The sequence below is a fragment of the Micromonospora sp. RV43 genome (assembly GCF_001029515.1).
GTDB lineage: Bacteria > Actinomycetota > Actinomycetes > Mycobacteriales > Micromonosporaceae > Micromonospora > Micromonospora aurantiaca.
On sequence record NZ_LEKG01000063.1, the window covers coordinates 18,908 to 36,319 of the forward strand.

A 17,412-nucleotide genomic window follows, 5' to 3' on the forward strand; every position below is an offset into this window, starting at 1 on the left:
TCGCAACACCGGCTCACTCCTCGCGCTCACGGCCGGACGACGGGCGTGAAGCGGATCTCGTCCACGCCCGCGAAGTACCTGTCGGTGCCCTGCGTCTTGCTCACCGCCACGAGCGTCAGCTTGTGCGGACCGCGGGTCAGCTCCACGGTGCCCACGTCCACCTCGTCGGTGCGGACCACAGTCGGGCTGAACCCGAAGAACGTGTCGCCGACCTGCCGGCCGTCGACCAGCCAGATCGTGTTCGCGTAGTCGAACGAGGTGGTGCGCACGGTGGAGAACCGCCAGGTGCCGTCGGACGGCACGTCCACCTGCACTGTCACCCGGTCGCCCACGCCCCGGCCCAGGAAGAACAGTTGCGCGTCGCCGGACCACACCACGTCGCAGCAGTTCTCCTGCGCCACCACCTCCGCCTTCGCGCCGGTGGTGGACTGCACCGCCGCGCCGGAGACGAGCGTCTCCGCCTCCACCGTCACCGCGTCGGCGCGCGGCGGAGCCGGGGTGTCCGGGCCGCGGGTCACCAGCCAGGCCACCACCCCGGCCACGACCAGCACCAGCGCCGCGGCCGCGGCGATCCACGGCCACGGCGCGCGCTTCGGCGGTACGACGGCACGCACGTCGTACGTGACCCGGCCGCTGGATCGGGAACTCTCCTCCGGTGCGGTGTTGGCCGAGTACGCGAACCCGGTCATGTCGTAGCGCCGGGGCGGCGTGCCGGGCGGCACGGCGAGCCGGACCAGGAACGACACCGAGCCCTGCCCCGGCACCACCCGCTGCGGCTCGGCCACCGTGAACCAGGCCCGCTGGCTGCCCTCGCCGGGCGCCACGTCGAAGACGACGGTGTCCGGCGCGGTACCCGGGTTGGACACGGTGAACGTCAGCTCGCCGGCGTTGCGGGCGTCCAGCGTGAACTGTTCGGCGGCGGCGACGACTGTCCATTCGGTGGTCATGACGGCTCCTCGGGCGGATCGTGGGGCAGGGGTGCTGGTACGTGCGCCCGGCCGACCGCGCGCACCGCAGCGACCCCTGCGGCGGGCTCGGCGGTGTCCGGCTCGGGCGGTCCGGAGTCGGGGGGCGGGCTCGGGGTGGCCGGGACCGGATCGGCCGGTTCCGCGTCGACCGGGGAGGCGAGCACCTCGACGGTGACCGCGGCCGGTTTCTCCGCCTCGACGATGCGGGTGACCAGCGCGAGCCGGTCGGCGGCGGCCGGCGGCACCCGCACCACGAGGTGGAACGGCCGTTCGGGCGGCTCGTCCAGCACGAACCCGGTCACGCCGGTGGCCAGTTCCAGCGCGGTCCGCATGCCGTACGGGGTGCCGCGCCACCGGGCCAGCAGCGCGCCGTGCGCCACCAGGTCCCGTAACCGGCCTGCCGGCAACGGCAGCGGCGCGTCGGCGCGGGGTGCGGCGACCACATGATCCATCGCCACCCAGCGGGTCAGGTACGCGACGAACCCGTCCGGCGTCCGGTACGGCCCGAACAGCGCGTCGACGTCGGCGAGCACCGCCTCGTCCGGGGCGTGCAGCGCCTCCATCACGTCCAGCAGCACACCCAGCACGCTGCCCGGGCAGGCGGCCCGCTGGTACGCGGCCGGCAGCAGCCGCTCAATCGCCGCTCGGCGCATCCTGCCGCACCACCTCGATGTCGTGCTCGCCGGAGCAGAGCAGCCAGGTGCCGGGGACGGTGACCACGTCGGCGGTGGCCTGGTTGGCGCTCGCCGTCCAGTCCTCGCCGTCGCCGCTGCGGAACACGCCGCGCTCGCCGCCGGCCAGCACCAGCCGTCCGGCCCCGGACGTGCCGGTGGGCGCGGTGGCGGCGATGGCGTCGACCGGGACGAACCGGGTCCGGTCCCGCAGCGGCAGGCCGCAGTTGACCATCACCGGCGACCACTGCGGCTGCCCGGCGAGCGTGTCGAGCCGGACCACGCCGCCGCTCTGCGTCGCGGCGAGCGCGAGCGGGCCGCTGAACGTCAGGTCCCGGCAGGTGCCGCCGATCCAGCCTGATGCCATCGACTGCCACTTCACGTCCGACTCGAACAGCCGGGTCCGGTGGCAGCCCTGGCCGGGCTTCTTCGGGTCCGGCTCGCCCGCGCCGCACCACAGCAGCGTGGCCGGGCCGTCGTACTGCACGGCGAGCACCCGGTTGTCCACGTTGGCGAGGCCGACGTGGGTGAACGTGCCGGGGCGTCCGGCCGCTGTGGACAGGTAGACCCCGAATCCGGCCTGCGCGGCCACCGCCACCCCGGGTGCGCCGCGCTCGGAGACGAACGCGCGTACCGCGTAGAAGCCCCGGTCCGCGTCGGCCGGGTCGACCAGGATCTGCAACGGCACCGCGCCGGGTAGCAGCGGCACCTCGTACAGGCCGCTGTCGGTGGCCAGCAGCAGCGCGCCCGTGCCGTCCCGGTCGATCCAGGCCAGGTCGCGGACGCCGGAGTCGAGGTCGGTCAGCAGCGTCCACGTCTCACCCAGGTCGGTGCTCAGCCGGACCCGGGAGCCACCGGCGTCGCGGGTGGTCACCACCGCCACCGAACCGGCCCGGGGGACCACGCCGGGGCGTACCGGGGCGGGCGCGGGCACCACCCGGACCACCGTCTCGTCGTCGAACCGGCCGGCCGGTTCCCAGCCGGCGCCGGCGTTCGTGGAGCGGAACAGCACCGGGCCGCCGCCGGCGTACCAGGTGTCGGCCTGGTACTGGTCCACCGCCACGGTGCGAACCCGCGCGTCGGGTGCCTCGTCGACCACGAACCGCACCGACTCGACGTAGCGCACGCCCGGCTCGGCGTGCTCCAGCATCCGGTACACGTTGGAGGCGCGCAGCGGCTCGCCGAACGCCCAGCCGGCCGGGTTCAGCGGCGTGGGCAGCGGGCTGAGCGTCTGGTGCAGCCGGTCGTGGATGCGGCGGCGCACCGCGTCCACGTCCTCCTCGCGGCGCACCACCACCCGCGCCTGGATGGACACCGCCTTGTACCGGGCCCAGCCCGCCCGCACCGCCGTACCGAGGGCGCGGCGGCGTTCCAGGTCGGCCTCGACCCGGCGGCGGGCCTCCTCCACCTCGTGCTCGCGCAGCACCGCCACCGGCAGCCGTCCGCCGGGCCGGGCCGCCTCCGGCACGTACGGCACCAGCACCACCTCGACCTCGCCGGGCCGGGCGAAGCTGTAGACGGCGGCCCGTGTGAACGCCCGCGCCCGCGCCACCGCCCCGGAACCGGTGGCGAGGATCTCGAAGTCCCGGGCGGTCACCGCGCGCTGCTGGGCGAAGAACTCGTACGGCCCGCGCGCCAGCACCGACTCCAGCGACTCCAGGTCCCGGCCGCCGGTGGCCGGCTCCGGGTTGTCCACCTTCACCCCGGGCAGCGGGTCGCGCAGGCTGGTGAGCACGCCCGCCGCCACGTTCCCGGCGGGCCCGCCGCCGCAGCGGTACCAGAGCCGCACCTGCCGCCCGGCCGGTGGCACCGCCGCCACAGTGGTCGCCCCGGCCGCCCCCTCGACGGCCGGAGCGGCTCCGGTGTCCGGGCGCAGGTCCAGCGCCGGGGCGAACGTGACCACCCCGGAGGCCCGGTCCACCAGGTAGACCTTCGCCTGCGGCCCGACACCGGCGAAGCTGTCCACCGGCCGCCAGATCTCGTAGGTGCGGCCCTCGTGCTCCCGGGCCGCGGCGCCCAGCTCCACCGAGCCCGCCGGCACCTCCACGCCGAGCAGCAGATCGAGCGCCTCGGTGGTGCGGGTCAGCGGTGCGCGGGCGGCCCGGAACACCTGACCGGGCTGCCCGGTGCCGGTGCCCAGCAGCTCCGCCTCGACCGGTTCGCAGTGGTGCACGCGTACCGTCGTGGTGGTCTCCCCGGCGGGCAGCACCGCCGGCTCGGTGGTCACGAAGACGACCGGCCGGAGGTCGGCGCCGCGGGCCGCGGCGACCCGGGTGCCGGCCGGCACCCGCACCGGGCCGCGGTCCGGGCCGGTGCGGGTCAGGCGCACGTCGGCCCAGGCCGCCGCCGGTGGGTGCCGGGTGACGCCGAGCAGGTTCAGGAACGCGACGTACGCCTTCTCCGGCAACTGGTTCAGCCGGTAGATCATCACCTCGGTCAGGTAGGCGAACGCCTCCAGCAACGCCATCCCGGGGTCGTGCGCGGACAGGTCGGTCCAGTCCGGGCAGGACCGGGCGATGCGTTCCCGCGCCTCGGTGACCAGGTCGAGGAAGGCGCGGTCGTCCAGGTGCGGCACCGGCAGCGTCATGACGTGCCCTCCTCGTCGGCGGGGAGCAGGTCGACGGAGAACACCAGTTGGCCGGGGGAGAGGCTGGCCCGGATCCGGTAGTCCAGCCGGATCACCAGGCGCCACGGGTCGTCCGGGTCGGGACCGGCGTCCACGTCCAGCACCTCGACCCGTGGCTCCCAGCGCCGGATCGCCTGCCGCACGTAGTGGATCGCCAGCCCGGCGGTGGTGTCGTCGTTCGGCGCGAAGACCAGCCGGTGCAGCCGCGACCCGTACCCGGGACGCATCAGCCGCTCCCCGGGTGTGGTGGACAGCAGCAGGTACAGCGCCTGGCGTACCGTCTCGTCGCCGTCGGTCATGGCGAGCCCGCCGGCGGCGGTGAGCGCGAGACCACCGGCGCGGCCCGCGTCGAAGCCGGCGCCGACGAAGCGAAAGGCCCTCACGCGTCCGCCCCCAGGAAGCCCTGCCGCACGTCGCGGACCTGGTGGTGCACGGTGCCCGGCGGGGTGCCGTCGGTGAGGCCGTCGAGGTGTGACAGCACCACGGGCTGCCGGTCCACCCGCACCCACGTGCTGTAACCCACTGTCACGGTCAGCGTGTGCAGGCACGGTTTGATCGTCGGGCCGTAGTTCGGGCAGGCGGTGATGTCGCGCCCCTCCGGGTCGGGCCGCACCAGCACCGGCACGCCCCGGACCGTGACCCAGTCCTGCGACGGGCGGTTCTTCACCCGCCCGTCGTGTCCGCAGGTGATCAGCGAGTCGCGGTGGATCCAGCGCATCAGCCACCTCCGGCGGAACGGGCGAGCGTACGGGCCTGCGCGGCGGCGGTCTCGGCGTCCTCGGCCGCCGGGGCGTGCAGGAAGTCGACTGTGCGGCCGCGCACCACGACGGCCCGGCCGGGCGCGGACAGCACCAGGTCACCGGCCGCGTGCACGGTGGTCAGCTCGGGACGCAGCTCGACGAAGCTGCCCGCGTCGGTGGCCAGCCGCAGCGTCCGCCCGTCGTCGTCGATCACGATGGACTGCCCGGTGCCGGTCCGCATCGACCAGCGGCGCGAGCGCCCGGACACGATCCCCGCGTCGTACGGCTCGACCGCGCCGAACAGCGAACCGAGCACCACGCCCGAGGCGGGTTCGCCGCCGGGCAGCGCCACCAGCACGGTGTCGTCCGGGTCGGGCAGCGCGACGATCCCCTTGCCCCGGCCCGCGCCCGGGCACAGCACCGCGAGCCAGCCGGCGTCCAGATCGCCGTACGCCGGGAGCACCACGCGGGCCCGGCCCAGCCCGTCCGGGTCGTCGATGTCGGTGACGGTGCCGAGCGTGACTGTCGCCGCCGGGGGAGCGGCCGTCGGCGGTGGGCCGGGCGGCGCCGTGGAGAACCGGGTCAGGTGCCCGTCGGCGTCCACCGTGTGCACCACCTCGGTGAGCACGTACACCCCGGCCAGCGCGTCCGGGACGCCGGCGAGGGCGATCCGGCGGCCGGGCCGCAGCGCCGGGTCGCCCTCCGCGGTGCCCTCGGCGGTGACCAGCGCCGCCACCCGGGTGTCCAGTCCGGCCTGGGCCAACGCGGCCAGCTCGTCGTCGCTGCGGCCGGGCTGGTCCACAGCCGTGCGCACGCCGTCCGCGCCGACGTCGCCCGGGTCCGGGCGCAGCGGGATGCGCCGCCCGCTGCGCGCCTCGTCCGCCCGCTGGCTCAGCGGCTCGGCGCGCTGCGGATGCCAGCCGAGGACGGCGCACTCCGCGCCCGCCCGGTCCAGGTTCTCGGTGACCCGCAGCGCGTGCACCGTCTCGCCGAGCGTCAACGGCAGCGGCTCCCCGTACCCGTCCAGCGTGAACAGCCGCAACCGGTCACCGTCGACGCCCAGGTGCAGCCCGGCCCGGCCGGCCACCTCGCACAGCAGGTCCAGGTCGGTGTGCCGGTGCTGGAGCAGCCGGTCCAGGCGCGGTCCGTCCTCATCGGCCGCCACGCTCAACCCGAGCCCGGCGCACAGCTCACCGGCCAGCTCGGCGGCGGTCACCGACTCGAACACCCGCAGCTCCTGCCGCTTGCGCAGCCGGTGCAGCCGGTCGTACGCCCGGATCCGGGCCAGCGCGGCGCCGTCACCGGCGTACTCCCGCTCGACTGCCGTCACCTCGCCGGTGAACAGCGCCTCCGACTGCCCGTCGAGGCGGACGTCGACTGTGGCGCCGGGGCGTACCGGCGGGTCGAGCGGGCCCGCTCCGGGGGCGGCGGTGAGTGTCAGCTCGCACTGCGCGGGCCGGTCCAGCCGGGCGGCGACGCGGATGCCGCGCAGCCGGGCCGGGTCGGCCAGCGGCCGGCCGTCGAGTGTGACCAGGGCGGCCCGGCTCACGGCCTGCTCCCGATGGCCGCTTGCCGCGCCGGACTGGTCGCGTGGCGAGTCACGGGGTGCCTCCCGTGGTGACGGCATCCGGCGGGGCGGTGGCGGCGCCGACCGGGGGGACGGCGAGCGCGGTGCCTGCGGGCACTGTGAGCGGGTCGGTGATCCGGTTGTGCTCGGCGAGCAGCCGCCAGCGCAGCGGCGAGCCCAGCGCGTCGTGGGCGAGCAGGTCGAAGCGCACCCCGGACCAGCCCGGCTCGGCCGCGCCGTCGGCGGCGGCCACCACCGCCGACCCGGGCGCGACAGCGGGTGTGCTCGCCGCGGCCAGCTCCTCCTCGAACCCGGCGCGCGCCGCCTCCGCGCCCTCCGCGACCCGGACCAGCTTCAACCGCAGCCAGGACCGCCGGGGCGTACCGGTGAGGGTGAACGCGTCGAAGCGTTCCGCGATCGCCGTGATCACGCCCGGGACGTTCCAGGTCTTGCCCCAGACCAGGCGGACCAGCGGCGGGCGCAGCCAGCCGTGCTCGACCGCCGAGTTCTCGGCGAGCATCCACAGCGGCCGGGTCAGCGCACGGACGTCCTCGGGCCGGGCCGGCGACTCCACGAAGTCGACGTCGAAGAGCAGATCCAGCACCAGCTCGGTACGCCCGCCGCCGGTGAAGACGAGCGGGTCGTCGGCCAGCCCGGCGCCGGTGAGCGGCCCGTCCGGTCCGCCGCGCGGGCGTACCCCGGCCAGCCGTGTCACCTGCACGGTCTCCGGATTGAGCAGGCAGTCGACCCGGGTACCTGACTCGTCCACGAGGAAGGCGACGCGCTCCATCAGTCACCCGCCTGTTCCCGGTCCAGCCGGGCCGTGTCACCCCACGGGGTCGGTGTCGGAAGCCATGCCGGTTCGGCCGGGAGCACCGGCCACGGATCCGCGTGTGCTCCGCCGTCGGCCGCCCGGGCCGCGTCGGCCGGGTTCGTCGTCCGGGCCGGGCCCGCATCGTCCGGCAGGGCCGGCCACGGGCTGCCGGACGGGGGCCGCGCGGGTCGCTGCCACTGTCGCGCCCGGAACTCGCCGCCGGGAGCCGGGTCGTGCCCATCCGGGTACGGCGAGCCGGCGGCCCGTCCCGGGTGGTCGGCGACGGATCCGTCCCCGGTCCCGCCGCGACAGTTCGCCGACCCGGTTCGACCGCCCCTGGTGTGTGCGGCCGGTCCATGCGGCAACGACGGTGGCGCAGCCGCGAAGACGAGCGGGAGCACGTCGCCTCGATCGGGCGACAGGTCCGCCCCGGCGGCGTCATCCCGGTGCCGTGCCCGGCCCCGGCGGATCTGTGCGAGGTTCCGGAGCGCATCCACCCGGCCCGCGCCGAGGCTGGGCCACCGCTCAGGGGTCGACGGCGAGGCCGAGTCGCCGGACGTGACGCGGCCCGGCGACCCGATGGCGTCACGGCTGCCGTCCGGGTCTGCGCTGGTGCGCGCGCCGGTCCTTGCCTCCGTCCGTCCGGTGCCGGCGGTCCCTGTGGTCTCGGTGGCTGTGGCTGTGTCTGTGGCTGTGGCACCGGTGCCTGTGGCCGGTGTGCCGCGGATGCCTGATGTGCCGAGGGCGTCCCGCGACCCGGAGCCGTCGGCGATGCACGCCGATCTCGCCGGACCCGGCGATCCGGCCGGACCGCTTGACGTCACGCACCCGCACGGCGGAGGGCCCTCACGTGGCCCGGCGTCGTCCGGCCGCGCTGCGTCACCCGAGCGGCATCGAGTGTCCACCGTCGGCGGGGAGATCTCCGACCCCGCAATGCCATCCCCACCACCTGCCCGCGTGACCGCCGCTCCCGGCCGCGGCAGCGCCGCACCACGTGGCTCAGGCTTCTCAACTCCCGAGATGCCCGTCCCACCTTCCAGGAGCTGCGGAAGATCTTGGTAGGAAGCGGCCCCTATGGGGGCCCTTTCGTACCAAGATCTCGACGGCGAACCGGGATCGGCCTCGTGGCGGGAGCGCGTCCGGGAACGGGATGTGCCGAAGCGGTCGGCCAACAACGCCGTCCAGCCTCGCCACAACCGCACCACTGCGTGCCGGGCCGTCCGGCTCCGCCGCACCTGCGTCTGGTCCGGGCCGGCGTTCGCGGACGGATCGGTGAGAGGTCCGTGCTCGACGGAGGGCGGGGGGAGGTCGCGCAGGAGGCCCGGAGCGTGCGCCTCCACCAGCCGTCGCCAGTGCTCGGGCGGCTGTCCGGGCGGGCGCAGCACGTCGGCCGGGGAGTCCGGCGAGCCCGGGGAGTCCGGCGAGCCCGGGGAGTCCGGCGAGCCCGGGGAGCTCAGGGAGCTCAGGGAGCTCAGGGAGCTCAGGGAGCTCAGGGAGCTCAGGGAGCTCAGGGAACCCGGAGAGCCCAGGGAGTCCGGGAACTCCGGGAAATCCGGGAAATCCGGTGAGGACGGTGCGTCCGGTGAGCCCGGTCCGGACAGGCGGTCGGCGGTGGCCCGCAGCGCGCGGGCCAGCCGGTCACGCGGTCGCCGGGGCGGCGGCACCGCCGGCCTCCAGCTCCAGGCCCTCGTACGCCAGGGTCAGCGCCTCGATGGCGATCTCCTGCGACAGCGTGTTCAGGTGCGCGCCCCGCCACCGGGTCGGCCACGCGTTGATCATGTTCCAGCGCAGCACCTCGGCGGTGCCGGCCGGGTCCAGCAGCACCACCGACACGTTGCGCCGGTTGACTGTGCCCTTCGCCGCCGCGTTCACCCAGTCCCACAGCTCGCGCGAGCTGGTCAGGCCGAAGTGGAGGGTCACCGGGGCGTACTCGACCTGTCCCGGCACGGCCCGGATGCGCTCGTTGCCCGCCTCCCGGTACGACAGCGCCGGAATCGCCACCTCGAAGCCGCTGACCTCGGTGAAGTGCCCGTTGGTGATGCCGTTGATCAGCAGCTTGAAGTGGTACGCCCGGTACGGGTCGACGGGTGCTCCCGGCTGCGGCGTCGCAGTGGTGGGCATATCAGCCTCCGATCGTCTCGGTCTCGGTGCCGCCGGCCCACTGGCTCAGCTTGAACACCACGAACTCCGCGGGCTTGACCACAGCGATGCCGATGTGGGCCACCACCATTCCGGCGTCGCGGACGTCGGCGGGGTTGGTCTCCTCGTCGCACTTGACGAAGAACGCCTCCTCGGGCGTACGGCCGAGCAGCGCGCCGTCGCGCCACACCCGGGTGAGGAACGCCCCGATGTCGCGGCGGATCGAGCGCCACAGCGTGAAGTCGTTCGGCTCGAACACCATCCACCGGGTGCCGTTGGCGATGGCCTGCTCGATGGAGATGGACAGCCGCCGCACGTTCAGGTAGCGCCACTCGCTGGCCTCGGCGGCGAGCGTACGGGCGCCCCACAGGCGGATGCCCTCCCCGGCGAAGAAGCGGATCACGTTGACGCCCTTGGGGTTGAGCACGTCGTGCTCGGGCCGGGTCACCCGGTACGCGAGGTCGACCGCGCCGCGTACCGGCTCGTTCGCCGGCGCCTTGTGCACGCCGCGCAGCGCGTCGGTGCGGGCCCAGATGCCGGCGACGTGCCCGCTCGGCGGGGTGAGCACGAGGTCGCCGCTGAGCGGGTCGCGGACCCGGATCCACGGGAAGTAGAAGGTGGCGAAGTCCGACTGCCGGGGCCGGTCGCCGCCGGTGCCGGGCGGTTCGCCGTCGCCGTCGCCCGGCGTACCCTCGGCGGGTTTGTCGGACGACGCGGCCGAGCCGGCCGACGCGGGCTTGGGCGGCTTGCCCGGCGTGCCGACGCGGGTGAGCCGGGAGACGTCGGTGACCTCCGGCGGCGGGTCGCAGATCGCGACCATGGTGCGCAGCCGCTCGGCCATGCTGATCAGGGCCTCGTGCGAGACCGGGTCGTGGTAGCCGGGCGCGGCCAGGATGGAGATCTCGTCGATGGCCTCCAGCAGTTCCAGGCCGCCGCGCCGCCCGCCGGTGCCGGTGAGCCGGCCGCCCTCGCCGACGTTGACGACCCAGCAGCGGGTGCCGCCGTTGTCCAGGAAGCCGAACACGGCGCGGGCCAGCGGGGTGCTCTCCAGTTGCTCGCCGTCGGCGTAGAGCCGCAGGAACTCGGTCCAGCTGTTCACCGCCAGCGCCTCGCCGACGTGGGCGCCGCGGTCGGGCGCGACCCCGACGAACGCGGCGGTGCTCATGCCGACCGGCCCGATCGGGCGGGCCCCGCTGGGCACCTCCTCGACGTAGATGCCGGGGGAGAAGTAGGTGGGCATCGGTCCTCCTCGGACGTCAGTCGGGGGCGCGGACGACGATCAGGCCGTCGCCGGCCGGGTCGAGCTCGGCGGTGTGGACGCGCCCCGCGCCGGTGAGCCGGATCCGCACCGGGGCGTCCGGCGCGTCGGGGTCGTGCGGCACGCCGGCCAGCCGGAACCGGCCGGCGGCGTCGGTCTCGGTGGCCTGGGCGGCGCCCACCAGCTCCACCCGGACGGCTGCGAGCGGCTGGTCCTGCGGACCGACCACCCGCCCGTGCAGCGTGCGCATGCCGAGCTGCCGCAGCCGCAGCGGCTGCCGTACCGGCGGCGCGACCGGGACCGGCCGTTCCACCCGGGCCGGCGCGTCCAGCAGCAGCGCGGGCCGGGGCGCCACGCCCAGCGCCCGCCACAGCGCCGGGTCGCCGGCGGCCAGGACCAGCTCCGGCCGGCCCGCCGTGGTGGCGGCGGCGAGCACCCGGTCCAGCGCGGGCAGCGCCGCCGGCCCGCCGCCGGAGACCAGCAGGCGGACCACGAACCGGTACGGCTCGCGCGTCGCGCCGCCGGTCGCGGTCTGCCGGGCCGGCCGCAGCTCCAGCGGCCAGACCGTGAGACCGCCGTCGGGGTCGTCGCGCGGCGGACCGACCGGTACGGGTTCACCCGCGGCCCCGGCCAGCCAGCTCGCGACGTCCGCGACGGCCGTCTCGATCGCGCCGGTCATCGCGGTGGCGTCCCCTGGATGCGGTACGCGATGGCCTCGTTCCACACGTGCGGGTAGACGCCGATCTCGAAGTAGCGGGTGAACCGGTTGATCGGCGCGTTGGTGTGGTCGTGCCAGAGCAGCCACACCGGTGCGATGGTGAACAGCACGTAGTTGAGCGCCACCAGCGGCAGGTAGAACGGGCCGAGCAGCCGGGCCTGGAGCACGTGCACGTCCTCGTGCCGCTGGATGCCCGGGCTGGACCCGGCGCAGACGGTGCCGATCGTGGTGGCGTACCGGGGGGAGACGCCCTCGACGACGTTGACCCGGCCGCTGCCGGCCGAGACGACCCGGTCGAGCTGGTGACCGAAGACCAGGTGCAGCGCCAGGTAGAGCGCCCCGGCGAACGTGTTGAGCAGGCTCCACGTGTGGTCGATCACGAAGAGGAAGATCCCCTTCGGGTCGGCGCCGTACGTGCCGGCCGAGGCGGACGCCCAGCCGAACGGCGCGCCGACGAGCAGGCCGACGACCGCGCCGACGAGCAGGCCGACGGTGCCGGCGGCGAGCTGCCCGAGCAGGGCGCCGAAGACGACCTGGACGGCCGCGCTGAGGATGCCGAAGATCATGGGGGTCACCTCTCTCAGACCCAGGAGCGGACGAAGCGGGGCTCCTGCCCCTGGGCGAGCTGGGTGGGCGACGCCTGCGTCGCCTGCCGGTTGCCAGGGGGGAGCTGGTTGACGCCGAGCGCGGCCGAGAAGATCACCAGGCCGTTGAAGAACGCGATGATCCACTTCTCCGGGCCGGCGTCGTCGGCGAACGCGGCGGTCAGGTAGGACAGCAGGAGCGCGATGCCCAGCGCGATCCACTTGCGCGCCTTGTCGCCGCTCGGTCCGATCAGCCCGCCGATGACGTTCGTGGCGAGCAGGGTGGCGGCGCTGGCGCCGGTGAGGCTGCCCAGGGCGGCCCAGGTGAAGAGATCGTTCACGGCGATCCCCCTTTTCCGATGGTGCGGTGGTGCGGTCGGGGTGGAGTGGTGCGGCGGTTCCCGGGTTCGCTGAACCCGGGTTCCGCCCGGTGTGCTGATGGGCCGCCGGCGCGGGCGCCGTCGGTGGTCGGTGGGTCTCAGGCCGGCGGACCGGCGGGTGGCGCCGGTGCGGCCGGGGTGCCGGGCGCGGCCGGTCCCGTGGTGGCCGCGGGTGCCGGTCCGGCGGGCGCTCCCGGGCCGGTGGGGGCGCCCGGACCGATGGGGGCGCCCGGACCGGTGGTGGCCGTCGTGGCCGGGCCGCCGCGGGAGCCCCGGCGCCGCAGCAGGAGCACGACCACCACGGCGACGACCAGCAGCAGGACGACCGCGCCGGCGACGACCGGCAGCCAGGGGAAGGAGCCGTCACCGGTCACCACCGCTGCCGGGCTGGTGGCGGGCGGCGGGGGCGCCTGGGCGATGGCGCGCAACTCGGCCGGCTTGGGCTGGTTGGCGACCACCTTCCAGCTGACCGAGCGTCCGGTGATCGTGCCGTTGGTGTCGAGCACCCGGCCGGGGAACGTCACCGAGATCTCGAACTCCATCAAGGTCATGAACGCCTGTTGCTGGCGCGGATCCTGCTGCCCGAACTTGCCGCCGTATTTCTTGGGGTCCAGCGGAAGCGAGAAGCGAATGAGATCATCGTCCCGGACAAGATTCACACTTTCGCTCGTGAATTGCGCCAGCGGCGTTTTCCGGTACGTGATCTGAATGCCGTACGAGGTGGCGTCCTCGTACCGGGTCTCCGCTCCGGATGGAAGTGAGGGAATGTTCGGCCGCAGTTCGGCGAACGCCACCGCCGGGTCCGGGTTCCGCTGCTTGAGCACGGACTTCGGCGCGGTGAGCAGGAGCTGACCGGAGACGGTGTCGTCATCGTTCACGGTCAGCCCGAGGTTGAGCTGCATGCAGCCGCTCAATATCGCCACGAGGGCGAGACACACCGCGAGGCCGAATGCCCGGCTGCGGCGGAGTCTCGTATTCATGCGCTCAGTGTGAGCCGGTCCCGGTCGCCGGGCAGTCCGTGATCGGTCGCCGTTCTGTCGCCGATCTTACCGGCTCCCTCTCCCGTTCGGACGACCTCGAAAACGCGAGCGATCGATATTCTGAAGGATTGTCGCGACGCCGTTCCGCCGTGTTCCCCGGTGACGACCCGGGCGGCGGGTCACCGCGCCGAGGGCTCCGCCGCCACGACCCGGAACACCGGGATGCCCGCGGCGGCCCCTGCGAACTCGGCGAGCGGGGCGTGCCGGTCCACCGGCACGTGCGCCCGTGCGCCCGGGGCGAGCGCCAGGTGACGGCGCAGGATCGCTGGCCGCTGCGCCACCGGCACCTCGACCAGCCGCACCGGCTCGCGGCGGCGGCGACGCAGCACCACCCGCCCACCCGCGGCGCGCACGTTCGCCACCCAGTTGGCCCGCTCGCCCAGCATCGACACGACGTAACGCTCGCCGTCGTGGTCGGCGACGACGATCGGCACCGAGACGGTCCGGCCGGTGCGACGGCCCGGCACCTCCATGGTCACCCAGTGCCGCGGGGCGAGGCCGGCGCCGTACTGCCAGGCCGACAGCGCGTTCATCATCCGGGCCAGCCGGTTCGGCCGGCCGCCCCGGTACATCCACGTCATGACTCCGCCCATCGGACCCCTCCTTCCTCCGTGACCGGCGCTCAGGCGCTCTCCCGGGTGACCAGCGTCGACGGGAACGCGGTGCTCGGGGCGACCGGCGCGCGCGTCAGCACGGCCGTGGCCGCAGCGGCGGCGATCCGGTCGACCGGGTGGGTCGCGGTGGTCAGCGGTGGGCTGCTGATCGCCGCGTACGGCAGGTCATCGAACCCGGCCACCGCCACGTCGTGCGGCACCCGCACACCGCGCCCGCGCAGCGCGGCGATCACGCCGAACGCGGTGGCGTCGCTGGCCGCGTAGACCGCGTCGGCGTCCGGCCACCGGCGCAGCGCCTCCAGCGCCGCCCGGCCGCCCCGTGCCGTGGTGAAGTCGCCGGTGACCAGCCGCTCCGGCGACCCCGACTCCCGCATCAGCTCCCGGTACGTGGTGACCGAACGCTCGGCGCAGCTCAGCCAGCGCGGCCCGGTGACCATGACGATGCGGCGCCGGCCGGTGGCGTACAGATGATGCAGCACCTCGCCCGCGCCACCGGCGTTGTCGACGTCGAACGACGGCACCGTCGCCGAGCCCTGGCCGATCGAGGCGACGCGGCCGCGCAGCCTCGGCGGCACCGCGTCCAGCGCCGCCTGGGTCGTGTTGACCAGGATCACCCCGCAGACGCCCCGGTCCGTGCCGAGCCGGGTCAGCCCCGACGGGTCGGCCAGCGGCAGCCACTCCAGGGCCACGCCGACGCCGTGCGGCGCGCACACCCGCGACGCCGCGCTCACCACCCGGTGCACGTACGGGTCGTCCAGCACCGTGTCGTCGCGGCCCACCACCGCCACCACCAGGCGTACGCCTGCTCCGCGCACCAGCGCCCGGGCCGCGAGGTCCGGTACGTAGTCGAGGCGCTCGGCGGCGGCCCGCACCCGGGCACGGGCGTCCACCGAGGTGAACCCGTAGCCGCCGAGCACCCGGGAGGCGGTGGCCCGGGACACCCCGGCGTCGCGGGCCACGTCGTCGAGCGTGGCGGGGCGTGTGGTCGGCGTTCCCATGTCCGCATCATGCCTGCTCGGGCGTGGATGAGCTAAGCCATAACGGCGCTTGTGGTGGTAGCGCTCTCAGGTGTGCGATTGTCGTCGGGACCAGCCGGGGGAAGGGACTACCGCACCGTGAGCAGCACCATCGACGCGCCGGCCGGGAAGCGGCCACCGGCGCCCCGGGCGGTGCTGACCGCCCGCAACGGCGTCGCCGTCGTCTTCGCCCTCAACGGGCTCGCGGTGGCGAGCTGGTTCTCCCGGGTTCCGGCGGCCCGCGAGGCGCTCGACCTCAGCCCGAGCCGGCTCGGGCTGCTGCTGCTCTGCGTGTCGGCGGGTTCGCTGCTGGCCATGCCGACCGCCGGCCTGGTCGCCCAGCGGCTCGGGCCCGCGCGCACGGTGGCCGTGTCGGTGGTGCTCGTCACGCTCGGCCTGACCGGGGCCGGTCTCGCCGCCAGCCTGGCCGGATCGGTCGTCGGGGTCGGGTTCGGGCTCGCCGCGTTCGGCTTCGGCTCCGGCCTGTGCGACGTGGCGATGAACGTCGAGGGCGCCGCGGTGGAGAAGCGCCTCGGCCGCACGATCCTTCCCCGCTTCCACGCCGCCTGGAGCCTCGGTTCGGTGGCCGGGGCCGGGCTGGGCGCCGGCGCTGCCCGGCTGGACGTACCCGTCGGGGTGCACCTGCCGGTCCTGTCCGTGCTGGTCCTGGTCGGCACGCTGCTCGGCGCCCGGGCGTTCCTCGCCGCACCTGCCGAGGCGGCCGGAGACGGGCAGCCGGCGGCCCGGCGGCGGGCGCTGCTGGCCGCCTGGCGCGAGCCCCGCACGCTGCTGGTCGGGCTGTTGGTGCTGGTCATGGCGTTCACCGAGGGCAGCGCCAACGACTGGCTCGCGGTGGCGTTCGTGGACGGGTACGGGGTCGACGAGGCCGTCGGCGCCGCCGTGTTCGGCGTGTTCGTGGTGGGCATGACGCTCGGCCGCACCGTCGGCACCGTCGCCATCGACAGGTGGGGGCGGGTGCCGGTGCTGTACGCGACCATCGCGACGGCGTCCGCCGGTGCCGCGCTCGCCGTGCTGGCCGGGTCCGGCCCGCTCGCCGTGGTCGGCGTCGCGCTGTGGGGACTCGGCGCCTCGCTCGGCTTCCCGGTCGGGATGAGCGCCGCCGCCGACGACGAGGACAAGGCCCCGGCCCGGGTGAGCGTGGTGGCGGTGATCGGTTACACCGCCTTCCTGGCCGGCCCGCCGCTGCTCGGCTTCCTCGGCGACCACTTCGGGGTGCTGTCCGCGCTCGGCGTGGTGCCGCTGCTCCTGCTGCCGACGCTCGCGCTGGTGCCGGTGCTGCGGGAGCGTCCCGCCGCGCCGGACGCGCAGGCCGGTGCCCCGGCGGCGAAGGCCGGCTGAGCCGGTCCAGCCGACTCCCACCGCGCTCCCAGCCGCCTGCCAGGCGGGCGTGCTGCACTGGAGCGAACGCGAGGAGAGGAGGCGGGCATGGGCTGGTTCAGCCGCCGGGCCGCCGACCCGACGACGCCCACGAAGCTCGACCGCGAGGCGAACAAGGAGGACCTGGCGCAGCTGGAGGCGTTCGTCACCAGCCGGCGCGGGGTCGAGTTCTACCTGGAACCGGAGACCACGGCCACCGACACCACAGTCGTCGCCATCGCGGACGACGGCGAGTGGATCCGCCGCCGTACCGGCTCGCCCCGCGTCGCCGGCCGGATCGCCCAGAAGCACGCGGTGCCGCTGTACGAGGCGGCCCGCACCGGCTACCCGGAGCGGATGCGGGCGTGGAACCGGGCCCACCCGGAGCGCCGGGCCCGCTGACCGGCGCGGTCAGCCGCTCAGCGCGGTGACGACCGCGTAGCCCAGGAACGCCGCGCCCAGGCCCGCGACCACACTGAGCGCCACATTCGCGTACGCGAGGTGGCGCTTCCCGGTGCGGGCCAGGCGCAGCGTCTCGTAGCTGAGCGTGGACCAGGTGGTCAGCGCGCCGCAGAAGCCGGTGCCGGCCAGCGCTGTCACGCCCGGTCCGACGGGCGCCGCGAGCAGGCCGCCGAGCAGCAGCGACCCGGCCACGTTGACGGTCAGCGTGCCCCACGGGAACGGTGAGCCGTGCCGGGCCTGCACCGCCCGGTCGGTCAGGTAGCGCAGCGGCGCGCCGATAGCGGCGCCGAGCGCGATCAGCAGGACTGTCACTGTGGCCTCCCGTCCCGGGCGGTCACCGTCGGCTCCCGTCGCGGGCGGCCAGCAGCCGGGCGGTCACCGTGTCCCCGGCGGCGACCGCCGCCAGCGCGCCGAGCACAGTCGCGGCCAGGTAGACGC

18 protein-coding genes are annotated in these 17,412 nt (G+C 75.1%); 2 read left to right on the forward strand and 16 right to left on the reverse strand.

The features are described 5' to 3' along the window. Positions 1–26 precede the first annotated feature (26 nt). From ABD52_RS17050 to ABD52_RS17125, 15 genes are all read right to left on the reverse strand, one after another. Entirely contained in the window at positions 27–947 is a 921-nt protein-coding gene (locus tag ABD52_RS17050) for a hypothetical protein (protein ID WP_013286687.1), read from the reverse strand. After that, complete coding sequence (locus ABD52_RS17055; protein ID WP_047892455.1) at positions 944–1,621, reverse strand: phage tail protein; 678 nt, start codon at positions 1,619–1,621, stop codon at positions 944–946. Before ABD52_RS17055 ends, ABD52_RS17050 begins: the two co-directional genes overlap by 4 nt. Further along, positions 1,602–4,226, reverse strand: coding sequence for a putative baseplate assembly protein (locus ABD52_RS17060; protein WP_047892456.1), 2,625 nt, complete (start codon positions 4,224–4,226; stop codon positions 1,602–1,604). Before ABD52_RS17060 ends, ABD52_RS17055 begins: the two co-directional genes overlap by 20 nt. Next, positions 4,223–4,648: a GPW/gp25 family protein gene (locus tag ABD52_RS17065; RefSeq protein ID WP_047892457.1), complete on the reverse strand. Its 426-nt coding sequence runs from the start codon at positions 4,646–4,648 to the stop codon at positions 4,223–4,225. The genes ABD52_RS17060 and ABD52_RS17065 overlap by 4 nt, the downstream gene beginning before the upstream one ends. Further along, positions 4,645–4,983 carry a hypothetical protein gene (locus tag ABD52_RS17070; protein WP_013286683.1) on the reverse strand — a complete coding sequence of 113 codons (339 nt, stop codon included), beginning with the start codon at positions 4,981–4,983 and terminating at the stop codon, positions 4,645–4,647. Before ABD52_RS17070 ends, ABD52_RS17065 begins: the two co-directional genes overlap by 4 nt. After that, positions 4,983–6,554, reverse strand: coding sequence for a contractile injection system protein, VgrG/Pvc8 family (locus tag ABD52_RS17075; protein ID WP_047892458.1), 1,572 nt, complete (start codon positions 6,552–6,554; stop codon positions 4,983–4,985). Before ABD52_RS17075 ends, ABD52_RS17070 begins: the two co-directional genes overlap by 1 nt. A 49-nt stretch (positions 6,555–6,603) precedes the next feature. After that, the gene (locus tag ABD52_RS17080) at positions 6,604–7,362 is read right to left on the reverse strand and encodes a hypothetical protein (RefSeq protein ID WP_013286681.1); all 759 of its coding nucleotides are present in this window, start codon (positions 7,360–7,362) and stop codon (positions 6,604–6,606) included. A gap of 1,662 nt (positions 7,363–9,024) precedes the next feature. Then, positions 9,025–9,507 (reverse strand): phage tail protein, encoded by a 483-nt coding sequence (locus ABD52_RS17090; protein ID WP_013286679.1) that lies wholly within the window; start codon positions 9,505–9,507, stop codon positions 9,025–9,027. 1 nt (position 9,508) lies between these two features. Next, entirely contained in the window at positions 9,509–10,765 is a 1,257-nt protein-coding gene (locus tag ABD52_RS17095) for a phage tail sheath subtilisin-like domain-containing protein (RefSeq protein WP_013286678.1), read from the reverse strand. A gap of 16 nt (positions 10,766–10,781) precedes the next feature. Beyond that, entirely contained in the window at positions 10,782–11,462 is a 681-nt protein-coding gene (locus ABD52_RS17100) for a carboxypeptidase-like regulatory domain-containing protein (protein WP_013476542.1), read from the reverse strand. Next, on the reverse strand, positions 11,459–12,067 hold the full coding sequence (locus ABD52_RS17105) for a glycine zipper family protein (protein WP_047892460.1): 609 nt from the start codon (positions 12,065–12,067) through the stop codon (positions 11,459–11,461). The genes ABD52_RS17100 and ABD52_RS17105 overlap by 4 nt, the downstream gene beginning before the upstream one ends. 14 nt (positions 12,068–12,081) lie before the next feature. Continuing rightward, positions 12,082–12,426, reverse strand: a complete 345-nt coding sequence (locus ABD52_RS17110) for a hypothetical protein (protein ID WP_013476543.1) — start codon at positions 12,424–12,426, stop codon at positions 12,082–12,084. Between the two features lie 137 nt (positions 12,427–12,563). Then, the gene (locus tag ABD52_RS17115; protein WP_235437486.1) at positions 12,564–13,445 is read right to left on the reverse strand and encodes a DUF3153 domain-containing protein; all 882 of its coding nucleotides are present in this window, start codon (positions 13,443–13,445) and stop codon (positions 12,564–12,566) included. Between the two features lie 179 nt (positions 13,446–13,624). Beyond that, positions 13,625–14,098 (reverse strand): nitroreductase/quinone reductase family protein, encoded by a 474-nt coding sequence (locus tag ABD52_RS17120; RefSeq protein WP_047892462.1) that lies wholly within the window; start codon positions 14,096–14,098, stop codon positions 13,625–13,627. Positions 14,099–14,127: 29 nt separating this feature from the next. After that, the gene (locus ABD52_RS17125; protein WP_047892463.1) at positions 14,128–15,117 is read right to left on the reverse strand and encodes a LacI family DNA-binding transcriptional regulator; all 990 of its coding nucleotides are present in this window, start codon (positions 15,115–15,117) and stop codon (positions 14,128–14,130) included. Between the two features lie 117 nt (positions 15,118–15,234). Here ABD52_RS17125 and ABD52_RS17130 point away from each other — a divergent pair, with 117 nt between their 5' ends. Together ABD52_RS17130 and ABD52_RS17135 are read left to right on the forward strand one after the other, a co-directional pair. Continuing rightward, positions 15,235–16,494, forward strand: coding sequence for an MFS transporter (locus ABD52_RS17130; protein WP_047892464.1), 1,260 nt, complete (start codon positions 15,235–15,237; stop codon positions 16,492–16,494). 87 nt (positions 16,495–16,581) lie between these two features. Next, positions 16,582–16,914 (forward strand): hypothetical protein, encoded by a 333-nt coding sequence (locus tag ABD52_RS17135; protein WP_013476546.1) that lies wholly within the window; start codon positions 16,582–16,584, stop codon positions 16,912–16,914. Positions 16,915–16,923: 9 nt separating this feature from the next. Here ABD52_RS17135 and ABD52_RS17140 read toward each other — a convergent pair whose 3' ends face one another. After that, complete coding sequence (locus ABD52_RS17140) at positions 16,924–17,286, reverse strand: CrcB family protein (RefSeq protein ID WP_047892465.1); 363 nt, start codon at positions 17,284–17,286, stop codon at positions 16,924–16,926. Positions 17,287–17,412 lie beyond the last annotated feature (126 nt).